The following is a 13679-nucleotide window of genomic DNA, read 5'->3' on the forward strand; positions in this document are numbered from 1 at the left end:
ATGGATCGCCGCCAATTCTGTGGCGGCCTGGCCGGTGGGCTGTTGCTGGGGCGCGCCCGGGGCCTGCGGGCGGCCGGGGGGGAGGCCGAGGGCGCAGTGGACGGGGCCTTGCCGCCCTGGACGCCGGGCACGCTGGACATCCACCACATCGACACCGGCCGGGGCAACGCCACCTTCATCCTGGCACCCGACGGCACCACGCTGCTGGTCGATTGCGGCACCAACCATGACGGGCCGGGCCTCTCCGCCCCCATCAGGCCGGACGCCAGCCGCCAGCCGGGGGAATGGGTGGCGCGCTATGCCCTGCGCCAGGCCCGGGCCGCCGGGCGGGAAAGCCTGGACTACATGGTCGCCACCCACATCCACCCCGACCATATCGGCGACGTGACGCCGGACCTGGCCCAGGCGCCGGACGGTGATTATCGCCTGACGGGCCTCAGCGAGGTCGACCGCTTCATGCCGGCGGCCATGGTCATCGATCGCGCCTATCCCGACTATGGTGATTTGCCGCCCCTGTCGGCGCCTTTCGCCACCAACTACCGCGCCTGGCTGGATGCCCGGGCGCGGTCGGGCCGGGCGGTGGCGGCGGCGCGGGTGGGGTCGGTGGACCAGATCCGGCCGCGCACCCCGCTGCCGGGCTTCGCCATCCGCGTGGTGGCGGGCAACGGCCGTGTATGGACGGGGCAGGGGCAGGACAGCCGGGCCCTGTTCCCCGACGGCGCTACCCTGGCGCCCGCCGACCGGCCGGTGGAGAACATGATGTCCCTGGCCCTGCGCCTGGACTATGGCCGCTTCGGCTATTTCACCGGCGGTGATTTGACGGCGTCCACCCGCGACGGCCGCTTCCCCTGGATGGATGTCGAGACGCCCGTGGCCGCCGCTTGCGGCCGGGTGGAGGTGGCGGTGGCCGACCATCATGGCTATTTCGACGCCTGCGGGCCGGATTTCGTCCGCCTGCTGGACGCCCAGGCCTATGTCATTCCCTCCTGGCACGCCACCCACCCGGGTATGGCGCAGATGGAACGGCTGACCAACGCCTGGCCGGGGGCCATGCCCCGCGACGTCTTCGCCACCGAACTGCTGCCGGCGGCGGCCCAGATCAACGAACGTTTCCTGCCCGCCTTGCGCAGCCGCCAGGGCCACGTGGTGGTGCGGGTCGCCCCCGGCGGTGACAGCTATCGCATCTTCGTCCTGGATGCCACGCGGGAGGAGGGCGGCATCATCTTGGCCTGCGGGCCCTATGTCTGTCGGACGTGATGTATACAGAAATTGGTATTTCGGACGATATTTGGGCGAAAGAGACTCACATTGCATGCATTTCCGCGATGAGGTACATATGCCTCATAACGAATGTGGAGGAGCGGTGCCATGGGTCGGGACGATCGCACGCAGGGTGAGGGCCAGTCCTGGGTGACGGGGCGTTCGTTGGTTTCCGGGGCTGGGGCCTCTGGACCGGAAACGGCGGCGAAGGCCTGGCCGGACAACGCCTGGTACGCGGCGGCCTGGGACCATGAGGTGGGACGGGCGCTGTTCCCGCGTACCATCTGCGGCACGCAACTGGTGTTCTACCGTCAGCTGGACCGCACGCCGGTGGCTCTGGCCGACGCCTGCTGGCACCGCCTGGTGCCCCTGTCCAAGGGCCGGTTGGTCGGCGATGGCGTGCGCTGCGGCTATCACGGCCTGGAATACGCCGCCAACGGCCGCTGCACCCACATGCCCAGCCAGGAAACGCTGAACCCGGCGGCCTGCGTGCGGTCCTATCCGGTGGTGGAACGCCACCGCTTCCTGTGGGTGTGGATGGGTGACCCGGCCCTGGCCGACCCCGCCCTGGTCCCCGACCTGCATTGGAACCATGACCCCGAGTGGGCCGGCGACGGCCGCCTGATCACGGTGAAGTGCGACTACCGCCTGGTGCTGGACAACCTGATGGACCTGACGCACGAAACCTTCGTGCACGGCTCCAGCATCGGCAACGACGCGGTGGCCGAGGCGCCCTTCCAGGTGACCCATACCGACAAGACCGCCACCGTCACCCGCTGGATGCACGGTATCGACCCGCCGCCCTTCTGGGCGGCCCAACTGGGCAAGCCGGGCAAGGTCGACCGCTGGCAGATCATCACCTTCGAGGCGCCCTGCACCATCGCCATCGACGTGGGCGTGGCCCCCGCCGGCACCGGCGCGCCGGAGGGCGACCGCAGCCAGGGTGTCAACGGCTATGTGCTGAACACCATCACGCCTGAGACGGATGGCAGCTGCCATTACTTCTGGGCCTTCTGCCGTAACTACCGCGTGACCGAACAGCGCCTGACCCATGAGCTGCGTGAAGGCGTACACCGCATCTTCGGTGAGGATGAAGAGGTGCTGGAGGCGCAGCAGCGCGCCATCGAAAGCCATCCGGACCGCCGCTTCTACAATCTGAACATCGATGCCGGTGGCATGTGGGCCCGCCGCCTGATCGACCGCATGATCGCGGCCGAGCGGCCCCAGCGGATGGCGGCGGAATGAAGGCGATGGTGGCGGAGGAAGAGGGCAGGGGCATGCAGGTGGCGCGCGCGCAGCAGGGCCTGCGTGAGCTGATCCTGGCGGGTGAGCTGCCGCCCGGCAAGCGCGTGTCCGAACCGGCCATGGTCGAGCGGCTCGGCGTGTCGCGCACGCCGGTGCGCCTGGCCCTGGAGCGGTTGGCGCAGGAAGGGCTGGTGGCGCCCGGGGCCAGCGGCGGCTTCATCGTGCGCGCCTTCACCGCCGCTGATCTTGCCGACGCCATCGAGGTGCGCGGCACGCTGGAGGGCCTGGCCGCCCGCCTGGCGGCGGAGCGCCGGCCCACCGCCGGTGCCCTCGGGCCTTTGCGCGACTGTGTGGCGGCGCTGGACCGGGTGGTGGCCCAGCCCGTGCTGAGCGAAGCGGACTTTGACGAGTACGTCCGCCTCAATGCCTTTTTCCATGAGGAACTGGTGCGCCTGGCCGGCAGCGGCGTCGTGGCCCGCGCGGTGGAGCAGGCGGCGGCCCAGCCCTTCGCCGGCCCTTCCGCCTTCGTGCAACTGCACGCCACCGAGGCGGCGGGCCGCGACACCCTGGTGGTGGCCCAGGAACAGCACCGCCGACTGCTGGAGGCCATCAGCCGGGGCGAAGGGGCGCGGGCCGAGGCGCTGGCCGCCGAGCATGCCCGCGTGGCCCAGCGCCGGTTGCGCGCCGCCCTGAGCGACCGGGACAAGCTGACCGGCCTGCCCGGCGGATCGTTGCTGCGACTGGCGGCGGCGTGGCCGTGACCGTGGCGCGGCGCTGAGACATTACGGGAGGAAAACGACCTATGGGATTCAAGGCGGAATGGGGGTCGGCGCGTCTGCTGGCCACCCGCGAACTGGCGGATGGCATCCGCCAATTCGACATCCAGCCGGAGGGGCCGGTGCCGGCCTACGGCCCTGGATCGCACATCCAGGTTCAGGTGCTGATCGGCGGCCGGCCGGACGTGCGCCACTATTCCCTGGTGGGGGAGCCGGGCGACGGCATCCTGCGCATCGCGGTGAAGCGGCTGCCGGACAGCCGGGGCGGTTCCGCCTACATGTGGGGCCTGACGCCGGGCGCGCGCCTGACCATCAGCGCGCCCCTGAACCATTTCCAGCTGTCGGCCGGCCGGCCCGATCACCTGCTGATCGCCGGTGGCATCGGCATCACCCCCATCCTGGCGATGGCGCGCGCGCTGGTGCGCCGGGACGCCGCCGTCCGCCTGCTCTACGCCGCCCGCCGCGCCATGGACCTGGCCTTCGCGGAGGAATTGCGGACGCTGCTCGGAGACCGGCTGCAGGTCTTTCTGGACGCCGAGGGCCAGGCCATCGACTTCAGGGCCGAGCTGGCGCGCGTGGCGCCGGGGGGTGAGGTCTATATCTGCGGCCCTGCGCCCATGATGGCGGTGGCGCGCCAGGCGTGGGCCGCCCTGGGCCGCCCGCCGTCCGATTTCCGGCTTGAGACGTTTGGCGCCGGCGGCGCCGCGCCAGCCCAGCCCTTCATCGCCCGGGTGCCGCGCCTGAACCTGACGGTGACCGTGCGCCCCGACCAGACCCTGCTGTCGGCCCTGCGGGAGGCCGGCGCGGACCTGATGTACGACTGCCGCCGCGGGGAGTGCGGACTCTGCGCCTTGGACGTGGTGGATGTGGCCGGCGGCACCTTGGACCACCGCGACGTCTTCCTCAGCGACCGGCAAAAGGCGGAGGGCCGCCAGATGTGCGTCTGCGTTTCCCGCGCCACCGGCACGGTGACGCTGGATACGGGCGATAGGGTCGAATAGGGCAATTACAACGATACGGCCCGCTGGGCATCCAGGACACGGATGTCAGGTCCGTGCAGGACCACGGCGGACAGGCGGCCGCTGCGGTAGGCACCAGTGTCCACCGCGATGCGCTGCGGCAGGATATCGACGTCCGGCACGATGGTGTGGCCGTGGACGATGACCTTCTCGTGCGGCCCCTCGGCCAGCATGAAGGGGGCGCGGATCCACAGCATGTCTTCCGGCGTCTGTTCGGCCAAGGGCCGGCCGGGGCGTATGCCGGCGTGGACGAAGGCATAATCGCCGTAGACGACTTGATAAGCCAGGTTGTCCAGAAAGCGGCGGTGCGACGGGGGCAGCTGGGCGGCCAGCGCCTCGCTCAGCGCCATGGCCTGCAGCACCGCCGGCCCTTCCAGCACCACGGGCAGGCCATAGCTGCGCAAGGTGGCCGGGCCGCCGAAGTCCAGCCAGCGCAGGGCGGCCATGGGGTCGTCCAGGAAGTCCAGCATGGTTTGTTCGTGGTTGCCGCGCAGGCAATGGCGGGTGAAGCCGGGCAACATGTCGTCCAGGGTGCGGCCGGCCGGGTCGGCGCCGCCGTGCAGCAGGTCGACGACCCCGCGACTGTCCGGACCCCGGTCGACATAATCGCCCAGCATGATCAGCACGGCCGTCAGGGGGCCGTGGCACTCCACCATCTGGGCGTGGTCCCGGGCGATGGCGTCAAGCAAGCGGCGCAGCAATCCCAGTTCACCGTGGACGTCGCCCACGGCATAGAGGACATGCCCATCCGGCGCCCGGGGCGCCGTCCGGTCGGGACGGGCCTGGGCCGGCCTGAGGGCGGCGCGCAGTCGGTTCAGCATCGCGAATGACATCCGGCAAGGATGCGGGTGGGGTGAAACCGACGGTAAGGGCTGGGCGTTCCCCTGTCACCATCGTTGCCATCGGGGCGACCCTGCGCGGATCGGGACGCCAGGGCGTGGCGGGTGTTCAGGCGGTCCCGGCCAGGCTGGCGGGCAGCGGCAAATCCAGCAAGCCGGCCAGGGTGCGGCGGGGTTTCACCAGGTCGGCCAGGGTATAGTCGTCCAGCACGGCCAGGAAGGCCTGCAGCGCCTCCTTCAAGGCGGACTTCAGCACGCAGGTGGGATTCAGGCGGCACAGGGCGGGTGAGGCGCTGGAGAAGCACTCCAGGATGTCCAGTTCCTGCTCCGTGGCGCGGACGACCTCGCCCAGGCGGATGTCTTCCGCGTTGCGGCCCAGGCGCAGCCCGCCGCCCCGTCCGCGCACGGCCTCGACGTATCCCAGCTGGCTCAGCTGATGCACCACCTTCATCAGGTGGTTTTTCGAGATGTCGTAGGTCTGGGCGATGTCGTTGATGGTGGCCAGGCCGTCGGACTTCAGCGCCAGGAACACCAGCGTGCGCAACGCGTAATCCGTATAGCTCGACAGCCGCATGGGCACCCTCAAAACAGCATGAAGAATACATCTATACCCCATACACAGGGTCATGTTCGCCGGTTTTGTTATGGGTGTCATGTGGTGCTGATCGTGACGACCGGAATTGGACGATGCCAACCGGTTCCGACAAGTTACCGCAAAAATCACCAATCATTTCCAGGCTCAGTGCCTTAGACAATTCGACCGCTGGACGGTTCGCCCGATCAAGCGGATCTTGAGCGCTTCTGAACGCCAGGGGCATTTTCAACCGCGGACAGGCTCCACCCCCCGGCGGCCTTTGAGAGGGAGACCAGTCCCATGTCCACCGACCGCCTGTTGGATCCCCTGATCCTGTCCCGGTTGCAATTCGTCTGGGTGGTGGCCTGGCACATCCTGCTGCCGGCCTTCACCGTGGGGATCGCCTCTTACATCGCCATGCTGGAAGGGCTGCACGCCTGGACCAAGAATCCCGTCTACCTGAGGATTTCCAAGTTCTGGATCCGCCTGTTCGCCGTCACCTTCGGCATGGGCGTGGTCAGCGGCATCGTCATGCCCTTTCAGTTCGGCACGAACTGGAGCCGTTTCACCGACGCCGCCTCCAACGTGGTGGGGCCGCTGTTCGCCTATGAAGGCCTGACGGCGTTCTTTCTGGAGGCCGCCTTCCTGGGCGTGCTGCTGTTCGGGCGCAAGCTGGTGCCGCCCTGGGCCCATTTCGTGGCGGCCAGCATGGTGGCCCTGGGCACCCTGCTGTCCACCTTCTGGATCCTGGCGGTGAACAGCTGGATGCAGACGCCCCAGGGCTATACCATCGTCGATGGGCGCTTCTTCCCCGCCAGCTGGGTGGATATCATCTTCAGCCCCAGCTTCCCCTACCGCCTGGCCCACGTGGTCAGCGGCTTCTATGTCACCACCGCCTTTGTCGTGCTGGCGGTGGCGGCCTATACCCTGCGCAAGGGCCGTTTCCCGGATGAGGGACGGGTGATGATGCGCATGGCGCTGGGCTTCCTCACCCTGTTCGTGCCGCTGCAGATCGTGCTGGGCGACATGCATGGCCTGAACACCCTGGAACATCAGCCGGCCAAGCTGGCCGCCATGGAAGGGCTGTGGGAGGGCGGGCAGGGCGTCCCGGCTTCGCTGTTCGGTTTCCCCGACCAGAAGGCGGAAACCAACCATTTCGAAATCACCGTGCCCAAGCTGGGCAGCCTGTACCTCACCCACCATTGGGATGGGGCGGTGAAGGGGCTGAAGGATTTCCCCGCCGACCAACGGCCGCCGGTGATCGTCGTCTACTGGGCCTTCCGCGTCATGGTGGGGGTGGGCTTGGCCATGCTGGCCATCGTCGGCGTGGGCTGGCTGCTGCGCTGGTCCGGGCGGCTTTACACGGCGGGGTGGTACCTGCGCGGTCTGCAATGGGCGGGGCCTCTTGGCTTCATCGCCGTGCTGGCCGGCTGGACCACGACGGAGGTGGGGCGCCAGCCCTGGACCGTCTACGGCCTGATGCGCACGGCGGACTCGGTGACGCCATCCCTGACCGGCGGGGACGTCATCCTGTCATTGCTGATGTACATGGCGGTCTACCTGCTGATCTACCCCACGGGTCTGCTGCTCCTGCGCCGTATCGTGCGCAACGGGCCGCTGGATCATGATGTGGAGAACGACACGCCGGTGGAAAGCGGCCGGCCGGCCCAGCCGGTGGCAGCCCTGCCGCTGGCCCAACTTCCCGAGGGACATGCTGCGGAGGGACATACGCCATGAACGGCCCCATGCTCGACCTGGTCGGCGTCTGGACGGTGATCCTGGGCGCCGGCGTCTTCTTCTACGTGCTGCTGGATGGGTTCGACCTGGGCGTGGGCATGCTCTACGGCCTGAACCCCGACAGCACGTCGCGCGGCATCATCATGAACTCCATCGCCCCCATCTGGGACGGTAACGAGACCTGGCTGATCCTGGGCGGCTTGGCCCTGCTGGCGGCCTTTCCCCTGGCCTTCGCCATCATCATCCCGGCCTTGTATTTCCCCGTGCTGCTGATGCTGCTGGCCCTTATCTTTCGTGGCGTGGCCTTCGAGTTCCGCTTCAAGGACAAGGAGCACCGGGGCTTCTGGGACAACGCCTTCGCCTACGGTTCCGCCGTCGCCACCTTCGCCCAGGGTACGGTGCTGGGCGCCTTCATCCAGGGCTTCCAGGTGGAGGGGCGGCAGTTTACCGGCGGCTCCTTCGATTGGCTGACGCCGTTTTCCGTCATGACGGGCGTGGCCCTGATGGCGGGCTACACCCTGCTGGGCGCCGGCTGGCTGATCCTGAAGACCGAGGGGGGCCTGCAGGACTGGGCGCGGGTGCAGGGGCGGCGGGCGCTGATCCTGGTGCTGGTTGGCATTGGCATCGTCAGCCTGTGGACGCCCTACGCCGAGCCCGACATTGCCCAGCGCTGGTTCACCTGGCCCAACATCGTCTTCCTGGCGCCGGTGCCCCTCGCCAGCGCGGTGCTGGCCTGGGCCACCTGGCGCAGCCTGGGTCGGGACCATCACGCCTGGCCCTTCGTTTATGGCATCGGCCTGTTCATCACCGCCTACCTGGGCCTGGCCATCAGCCTGTGGCCCAACATCGTGCCCCACAGGTATTCGCTGTGGGACGCCGCCAGCTCGGAAAGCACCCAGGCCTTCCTGCTGGTGGGCACGCTGTTCCTGCTGCCCATCATCCTGCTGTATAGCGGCTGGTCCTATTGGGTCTTCCGCGGCAAGGTTAAGGCGGACGCGGGCTATCATTGAAGCGGCGGCGGGACCGGCCCCCGCGCCGGTCCCGTCAACCCGCTCAGGCCGTCACGCGGGGTCGGCACCAATAGGGGGCGTAGCGGCCGGCGAACAGGACGAAGGCCGTGATCCACAACAGGGCCGACAGACCCAGCAACAGCATGGGCAGGCCGCCCATCAGGCTGGCGACGATGCGGGATAGCGCGGCGCCGTTGACCATCAGATAGATCCCGACCGTCACGCGGTCGGCCGTCAGCGCCCGGCCGGTGTGGCCCAGCGACGCCCGGCTCATGACCGCCAGCATCATGGTGCCGATGGATCCGGCGGTCAGGGCGTGGATGGCGGCGGCGGTCGGCACCGCGGCGCTCAGCAGCGTGCCGGCCAGCAGGGCCGCCCCCACCACCACCCACAGATAGCCCAGGTGCAGGACGGTCAGCAGCGGCTCGGCCAGCGTGGTCCAGCCCCGCCAGCGGACCAGGCGCGCCAGGTTGGCGGCGCTGGCCAGCAGCAACAGGCCACCGGCGAGGGCGGTGCCCAACCCACGGCCGTTGGCCAGGAAGGTCCAGGCCAGCAGGCCGGTGTGCAGGCTGGCCAGTGCCAGTCGATCGACTGGGCCGGTGCTGGCCGGGGGCAGGGCGGTGGCGCCCCGCTTCACCAGCCAGTTGCGGGTGAAGGCCGGGATGATGCGTCCGCCGATGGCGGAGATCAGGATGATGACGGCGGCCAGGCCCAGGCGCCAGCCCAGGCCGTTGGGCACGGCGACACCTGCGCCCTCCGCGACCATCAGCCCATCGGCGATGGTCAGCACCAACAGGGGCACCGTCATCACCAGGTTGCGCCAGTTGCGCGCGGCCACCACCTGGGGCGCGGCGTAGGCGGCCAGCGCCAGAGGTAGGCCGGCGTCGACGGCGCCCACCAGGATGGCCGGCGGTGTGGAGACCAGCGCGGCGAGCGCCAGCAGCCGCCCCGCCAGCCACAGGGCGACCAGGGCCCCCAAGGGCCTGCCGCGCAAGGCCGGCCGGCCGGTCCAGTTGGGAATGGCTGTCAGGATGAAGCCCGCCACCCCCGCCATGACGAAGCCGAACAGCATCTCATGGATGTGCCAAGCCAGCGGATCCAGGACACGGGGCCCGACGATGGCGCCGCTCAGAAGCGCCACCCACAGGCCCAGCGCGACGGCGGCCCACACCGCCGCCGCCAGGAAGAAAGGACGAAACCCCTCGGCCAGCAGCATGGGGCCGGCATAAGGACGGGGCGCGGTGGCCATGGCAAAACCCTCCGGACAAGAGCGCCGAACCCGGCGCGATCCTGCTCAGGATGGGCTTTCCACCGACGGCCATCGTTGTGCTGGCGCAAACCCCACGTCTGCCACTGAAGAACGCCGTTTCCCATCAAAGCCCCCCCAGGCCTGCGACCGCAGGCCCCGGAGTTTTCCGGGGAGCGTCAGCGGACTGGAAAACGAGGATGGCAAGCGGGCGGATGCCCGCGCCCGCAGGGCCAACTTACAAAGGCCAGTCGCTGCCGGTGACGAAAAGCTCCGCCAGGGCCTCAATGCCGGCCTGGTCTTGCGCGTCGAACCGGGCCGGGTTGGGGCTGTCCAGGTCGATGACGCCCAGCACCTGGCCATCCAGGATCAGCGGCACCACCAATTCGGAGCGCGAGGCCGCGTCGCAGGCGATGTGGCCGGGGAAGGCGTGCACATCCTCCACCAGCACGGACTGGCGCCGTTCCACGGCGGTGCCGCAGACGCCCCGGCCCACGGCGATGCGCACGCAGGCCGGCTTGCCCTGGAACGGGCCCAGCACCAGCTCGCGCGTGCCGCCCAGGTTGCCCCCATCCAGGGTCTTGGGCGCGGCGTTGCGCATGAAGTAGAAGCCGGCCCAGTTCAGGTCGGGCAGGGTGGTGAACAGCAGCGCCGACAGGTTGGCGGCGTTGGCGATGGCGTCGCGCTCATCGGTCAGCAGACCGGTCAGGTCGGATTTCAGGTCGCTGTACAGCGTGGCCTTGTCGCGCGGGATGTCGCTGGTGCGGGCTTGGAACATGGGAAGGCGTCCTCGGGGGCGAATGATGGCGCTGGCTCAGTCCAGCCGCGCCAGCCAGGGGGTGAATATACGCGACGCCTGGTCGGCGGCGCGGGCGGCCATCACAGTTCCGGCGGCGCGCAACTCCGGCACCGACAGGCGCGCGGCCGACAGTTCCGCCGCATGGCCGACATACCACAGGTCCAGGCGCGCCGGATCGGCCTCGATATGAAACTGCAGGGCCAGGGCGTTTGTGCCATGGCTGTAGGCCTGGTTGGGATAAAGGCCGTTGCCGGCCAGGCGGGTGGCGCCCGGCGGCAGGTCAAAGGTGTCGCCGTGCCAGTGCAGCACCTGGGCCCCCGGCTCCCCCAATGGCGCCAGGCAGGACGCGTGCCCGGCCTCGGTCAGGTCCAAGGCACCCCAGCCGATCTCCTTGGCGGGACCGGCATAGACGCGGGATCCCAGGGCGCGGGCCATCAGCTGGGCGCCCAGGCAGATGCCCAGCACCGGCCGCCCAACTGCCAGCCGCCGTTCCAGCAGCGCGATCTCCCGGGTCAGGAAGGGATGTTCCGCTTCCTCATAAACGCCAATGGGGCCGCCCAGCACCACCAGCAGGTCGGCATCGGCGATGGCCGGGTCGGCCAGGTCATCCACCGGCGCCTCGCGATAGTCGACATCCCAGCCGCCGGCGGCCAGCACGGGCGCCAGCAGGCCCAGATCCTCGAACGCCACATGGCGCAGCGCCACGGCTTTCCTGGTACGCGGCATGGGAAACCTCCGGCAAGGGGGCAGGGTGGACCGTTATAGGCGGCGGTGCGGCCGGGCGGGTAGGGGATTCTGGGGCTTACTCCCGCCCCTCTTCCGCCACGGCCGTGAGGGCCGCCAGGTCGTGCAGGGTGATGCGGGACCGTCCCTGGGCGCGGCCGCTGGACAGCCAGCCTCGCTTTTCCCACGCTGCCAGGGTGCGGCTGGCGGTGTGCAAGGTGGTGCCGGACAGTTCCGCCAAATCCTTGCGGGTCAGGGGGAAGGCCAGCGCGGTCCCGGTGTCGGATGTCTTGCCGCGGGCCGCCAAGCGCAGCAGGGCGCGGGCCAGGCGCTGCTCCACCCTGCCGGTGGTAACCTCGCGCAGGCGATCCTGCACCTCCATCAGCCGGCGGCCGATGACCGTCACCAGGTTCAGGGCGATGGCCGGGTGGCGGGTGATCAGCTGGCGCAGGGACGCCTCGGTCCAGCGGATCTCCACGCTGTCGGCCACGGTTTCGGCGTCGGCCGGATAGAGGCGGTCGGTGAACAGCGGCACGCTGCCGAACATCTCGCCGGCGCCGATGAAGCGCAACGCCACCTGGGCGCCGGCGGCATTGGTCTGGCTGATGCGCACCCCGCCGCTCAGCAGGGCGTGGCAGTGCTGGGCCGGGTCGCCCTGATGGAACAGCGGCGTATGGCGGGGCACGGTGCGGATGAGGGCCACGGCCATCACCTCCGCCAGGCCGGGCACCTCAAGACCCCGGAACAGCTCCATCCCCGCCAGCGCCTGGGGTGGCCAGGGGGCGCTTTGGGCCGGGGCGGCGTGGGGGGCGGCGTGGGGTAGGGTGGACGGCATGGGGCGAAAGGATAGCCCGGCCGGCGGGGACGGTGAAGGGCGGGATCCGGTCAGGCGGATGCGCTTTCGGCGGGGGAGGGATGAGCGATGGGCCGTTGCGCCGCTCCCCGGTCCCCCGCACCTTAACCGCAACGCCGCGTAGCGAAAGACGCGCCACCACATGGGAGAAACTCAGGATGAACATCGGTGTCATGGGGGCCGGCGCGGTCGGCTGTTTCTTCGGCGGGCTGCTGGCCCGCGCCGGCCATGCCGTCACCCTGGTGGGCCGGCCGACCCTGGTGGACGCGGTGCGCGCGCATGGCCTGCGGCTGCAGATGAAGGATGGGTTCGACGGGCAGGTCGCCATCGGCGCCGCCACCGGGCCGGAGGCGCTGGCCGATGCCGACCTGGTGCTGTTCTGCGTAAAGTCCGCGGATACCGAGGCGACAGGGCGCGCCATGCTGCCTCATTTGAAGCCGGGTGCCGTGGTGCTGGCGATGCAGAACGGCGTCGACAACGCCGAACGGCTGGCCGCCGTGCTGGGCCGGCCGGTGGTGCCGGTGGTGGTATATGTCGCGACCGACATGGCCGGGCCCGCCCATGTGCGCCACCATGGCCGGGGCGACCTGATCCTGGGCACGGGCCCGGACAGTGAACGGGTGGCAGAGATGCTGCGGGCGGCCAACATTCCAGCCACGGTATCAGCCGGCGTCACCGCCGCCCTGTGGGACAAGCTGATCATCAACTGCGCCTACAACGCCATGTCGGCGGTGGCACAGGTGACCTACGGCACCATGGTGACCGTGCCCGAGGTGCGCGCCGTCATGGCCGACGTGGTGGCGGAGGCCGTGGCCGTGGCGCGGGCCGGCGACATCGCCGTGGGCGACGACATCCTGGACCGGGTCATGGCCCTGGCTGCGGCCATGCCCAACCAATTCTCCTCCACCGCCCAGGATCTGGCGCGGGGCAAGCGGAGCGAGATCGATTACCTGAACGGCCACGTCGTGCGCCGGGGCGGGGTCCTGGGCATCCCCACGCCGGCCAACCGGGCGCTGCTGGCCCTGGTCAAGCTGCTGGAGGTCAAGGCCGCTTAAAGCCGGATGTGGGCGGTCCGTTTTTGCTTGATCTCAACTTATATTGAGGTTTTAGCGTGCGGGGGCTTCTGAATGGCCTGTCGGAGAAAGACGCCATGAACGCCCAGACCCCCAATCCCCCGTGCGCGGACGCCAGCCACCGCTATCGCATCGACAAGTTCACCGTGCCGGCGGATGCGCGCGACGCCTTCATCGCGCGCATCCGTTTCATCGACGGATTCCTGCACGGCCAGCCCGGCTGCCTGCAACACGGCCTTTATGAATGGCGGCTGGACGACGGCGATTACGGCGTCGTCACCCTGGTGCAGTGGGAAAGCGAAGAGGCGATGGCCGCGGCCAAGGCCCGCGCGGCGGAGGAATACCGGCGCCAGGATTTCAACCCGGGCGCCTTCCTGGCCCAGTGGGGCATCAAGGCCGACATGGGCAGCTACATGCGCCTGAGCTGATTATACGCGCGGCATTTGGACGTGACCGTTCAAATGCTCCCTCAGTCGCCGGGCGGCGGACATCCGTCCGCCTAGGCTTGTCCTCGCTGTGCCCCCC

At 69.4% G+C, this 13679-nt stretch carries 14 protein-coding genes; 8 read left to right on the top strand and 6 right to left on the bottom strand.

The window, feature by feature from the left end:
• From FBZ89_RS14075 to FBZ89_RS14090, 4 genes are all read left to right on the top strand, one after another.
• Complete coding sequence (locus FBZ89_RS14075) at positions 1–1257, top strand: ComEC/Rec2 family competence protein (protein WP_145750591.1); 1257 nt, start codon at positions 1–3, stop codon at positions 1255–1257.
• A 111-nt stretch (positions 1258–1368) separates the two neighbouring features.
• Positions 1369–2505: an aromatic ring-hydroxylating dioxygenase subunit alpha gene (locus FBZ89_RS14080; RefSeq protein ID WP_145750592.1), complete on the top strand. Its 1137-nt coding sequence runs from the start codon at positions 1369–1371 to the stop codon at positions 2503–2505.
• Entirely contained in the window at positions 2502–3266 is a 765-nt protein-coding gene (locus FBZ89_RS14085; protein WP_246172194.1) for a GntR family transcriptional regulator, read from the top strand. Before FBZ89_RS14080 ends, FBZ89_RS14085 begins: the two co-directional genes overlap by 4 nt.
• 41 nt (positions 3267–3307) lie before the next feature.
• A complete protein-coding gene (locus FBZ89_RS14090; RefSeq protein WP_145750593.1) occupies positions 3308–4282 on the top strand; it encodes a PDR/VanB family oxidoreductase in 975 nt (324 codons plus the stop codon).
• Between the two features lie 5 nt (positions 4283–4287).
• Here FBZ89_RS14090 and FBZ89_RS14095 read toward each other — a convergent pair whose 3' ends face one another.
• Both FBZ89_RS14095 and FBZ89_RS14100 read right to left on the bottom strand, forming a co-directional pair.
• Entirely contained in the window at positions 4288–5121 is an 834-nt protein-coding gene (locus FBZ89_RS14095; protein WP_145750594.1) for a metallophosphoesterase, read from the bottom strand.
• A gap of 127 nt (positions 5122–5248) precedes the next feature.
• Positions 5249–5713 (bottom strand): Rrf2 family transcriptional regulator, encoded by a 465-nt coding sequence (locus FBZ89_RS14100; RefSeq protein WP_145750595.1) that lies wholly within the window; start codon positions 5711–5713, stop codon positions 5249–5251.
• Between the two features lie 300 nt (positions 5714–6013).
• Here FBZ89_RS14100 and FBZ89_RS14105 point away from each other — a divergent pair, with 300 nt between their 5' ends.
• Entirely contained in the window at positions 6014–7450 is a 1437-nt protein-coding gene (locus FBZ89_RS14105) for a cytochrome ubiquinol oxidase subunit I (protein ID WP_145750596.1), read from the top strand.
• Entirely contained in the window at positions 7447–8460 is a 1014-nt protein-coding gene (gene cydB / locus FBZ89_RS14110) for a cytochrome d ubiquinol oxidase subunit II (protein WP_211115226.1), read from the top strand. The genes FBZ89_RS14105 and cydB overlap by 4 nt, the downstream gene beginning before the upstream one ends.
• Positions 8461–8503: 43 nt before the next feature.
• On the opposite strand, the gene FBZ89_RS14115 is transcribed toward cydB, so the two are convergent.
• From FBZ89_RS14115 to FBZ89_RS14130, 4 genes are all read right to left on the bottom strand, one after another.
• Positions 8504–9709, bottom strand: coding sequence for an NnrS family protein (locus FBZ89_RS14115; protein WP_145750597.1), 1206 nt, complete (start codon positions 9707–9709; stop codon positions 8504–8506).
• 235 nt (positions 9710–9944) lie between these two features.
• Complete coding sequence (locus FBZ89_RS14120; protein ID WP_145750598.1) at positions 9945–10484, bottom strand: GAF domain-containing protein; 540 nt, start codon at positions 10482–10484, stop codon at positions 9945–9947.
• 36 nt (positions 10485–10520) lie between these two features.
• Positions 10521–11231, bottom strand: coding sequence for a glutamine amidotransferase (locus FBZ89_RS14125; protein WP_145750599.1), 711 nt, complete (start codon positions 11229–11231; stop codon positions 10521–10523).
• A 76-nt stretch (positions 11232–11307) separates the two neighbouring features.
• Positions 11308–12063, bottom strand: coding sequence for a Crp/Fnr family transcriptional regulator (locus FBZ89_RS14130; RefSeq protein WP_246172196.1), 756 nt, complete (start codon positions 12061–12063; stop codon positions 11308–11310).
• 176 nt (positions 12064–12239) lie between these two features.
• On the opposite strand from FBZ89_RS14130, the gene FBZ89_RS14135 reads away from it, so the two are divergent.
• Complete coding sequence (locus FBZ89_RS14135) at positions 12240–13136, top strand: ketopantoate reductase family protein (RefSeq protein ID WP_145750600.1); 897 nt, start codon at positions 12240–12242, stop codon at positions 13134–13136.
• A gap of 95 nt (positions 13137–13231) precedes the next feature.
• Positions 13232–13582, top strand: a complete 351-nt coding sequence (locus FBZ89_RS14140) for an antibiotic biosynthesis monooxygenase (protein WP_145750601.1) — start codon at positions 13232–13234, stop codon at positions 13580–13582.
• Positions 13583–13679 lie beyond the last annotated feature (97 nt).

It is taken from the genome of Nitrospirillum amazonense (assembly GCF_007828045.1).
Classification (GTDB): Bacteria; Pseudomonadota; Alphaproteobacteria; order Azospirillales; family Azospirillaceae; genus Nitrospirillum; species Nitrospirillum amazonense_C.

Excerpts from the sequence above, each read along its gene's own strand:
- FBZ89_RS14075 (WP_145750591.1), top strand. The coding sequence starts at position 1 with ATGGATCGCCGCCAATTCTGTGGCGGCCTGGCCGGTGGGCTGTTGCTG.
- FBZ89_RS14080 (WP_145750592.1), top strand. The coding sequence starts at position 1,369 with ATGGGTCGGGACGATCGCACGCAGGGTGAGGGCCAGTCCTGGGTGACG.
- FBZ89_RS14085 (WP_246172194.1), top strand. The coding sequence starts at position 2,502 with ATGAAGGCGATGGTGGCGGAGGAAGAGGGCAGGGGCATGCAGGTGGCG.
- FBZ89_RS14090 (WP_145750593.1), top strand. The coding sequence starts at position 3,308 with ATGGGATTCAAGGCGGAATGGGGGTCGGCGCGTCTGCTGGCCACCCGC.
- FBZ89_RS14095 (WP_145750594.1), bottom strand. The coding sequence starts at position 5,121 with ATGCTGAACCGACTGCGCGCCGCCCTCAGGCCGGCCCAGGCCCGTCCC.
- FBZ89_RS14100 (WP_145750595.1), bottom strand. The coding sequence starts at position 5,713 with ATGCGGCTGTCGAGCTATACGGATTACGCGTTGCGCACGCTGGTGTTC.
- FBZ89_RS14105 (WP_145750596.1), top strand. The coding sequence starts at position 6,014 with ATGTCCACCGACCGCCTGTTGGATCCCCTGATCCTGTCCCGGTTGCAA.
- cydB (WP_211115226.1), top strand. The coding sequence starts at position 7,447 with ATGAACGGCCCCATGCTCGACCTGGTCGGCGTCTGGACGGTGATCCTG.
- FBZ89_RS14115 (WP_145750597.1), bottom strand. The coding sequence starts at position 9,709 with ATGGCCACCGCGCCCCGTCCTTATGCCGGCCCCATGCTGCTGGCCGAG.
- FBZ89_RS14120 (WP_145750598.1), bottom strand. The coding sequence starts at position 10,484 with ATGTTCCAAGCCCGCACCAGCGACATCCCGCGCGACAAGGCCACGCTG.
- FBZ89_RS14125 (WP_145750599.1), bottom strand. The coding sequence starts at position 11,231 with ATGCCGCGTACCAGGAAAGCCGTGGCGCTGCGCCATGTGGCGTTCGAG.
- FBZ89_RS14130 (WP_246172196.1), bottom strand. The coding sequence starts at position 12,063 with ATGCCGTCCACCCTACCCCACGCCGCCCCCCACGCCGCCCCGGCCCAA.
- FBZ89_RS14135 (WP_145750600.1), top strand. The coding sequence starts at position 12,240 with ATGAACATCGGTGTCATGGGGGCCGGCGCGGTCGGCTGTTTCTTCGGC.
- FBZ89_RS14140 (WP_145750601.1), top strand. The coding sequence starts at position 13,232 with ATGAACGCCCAGACCCCCAATCCCCCGTGCGCGGACGCCAGCCACCGC.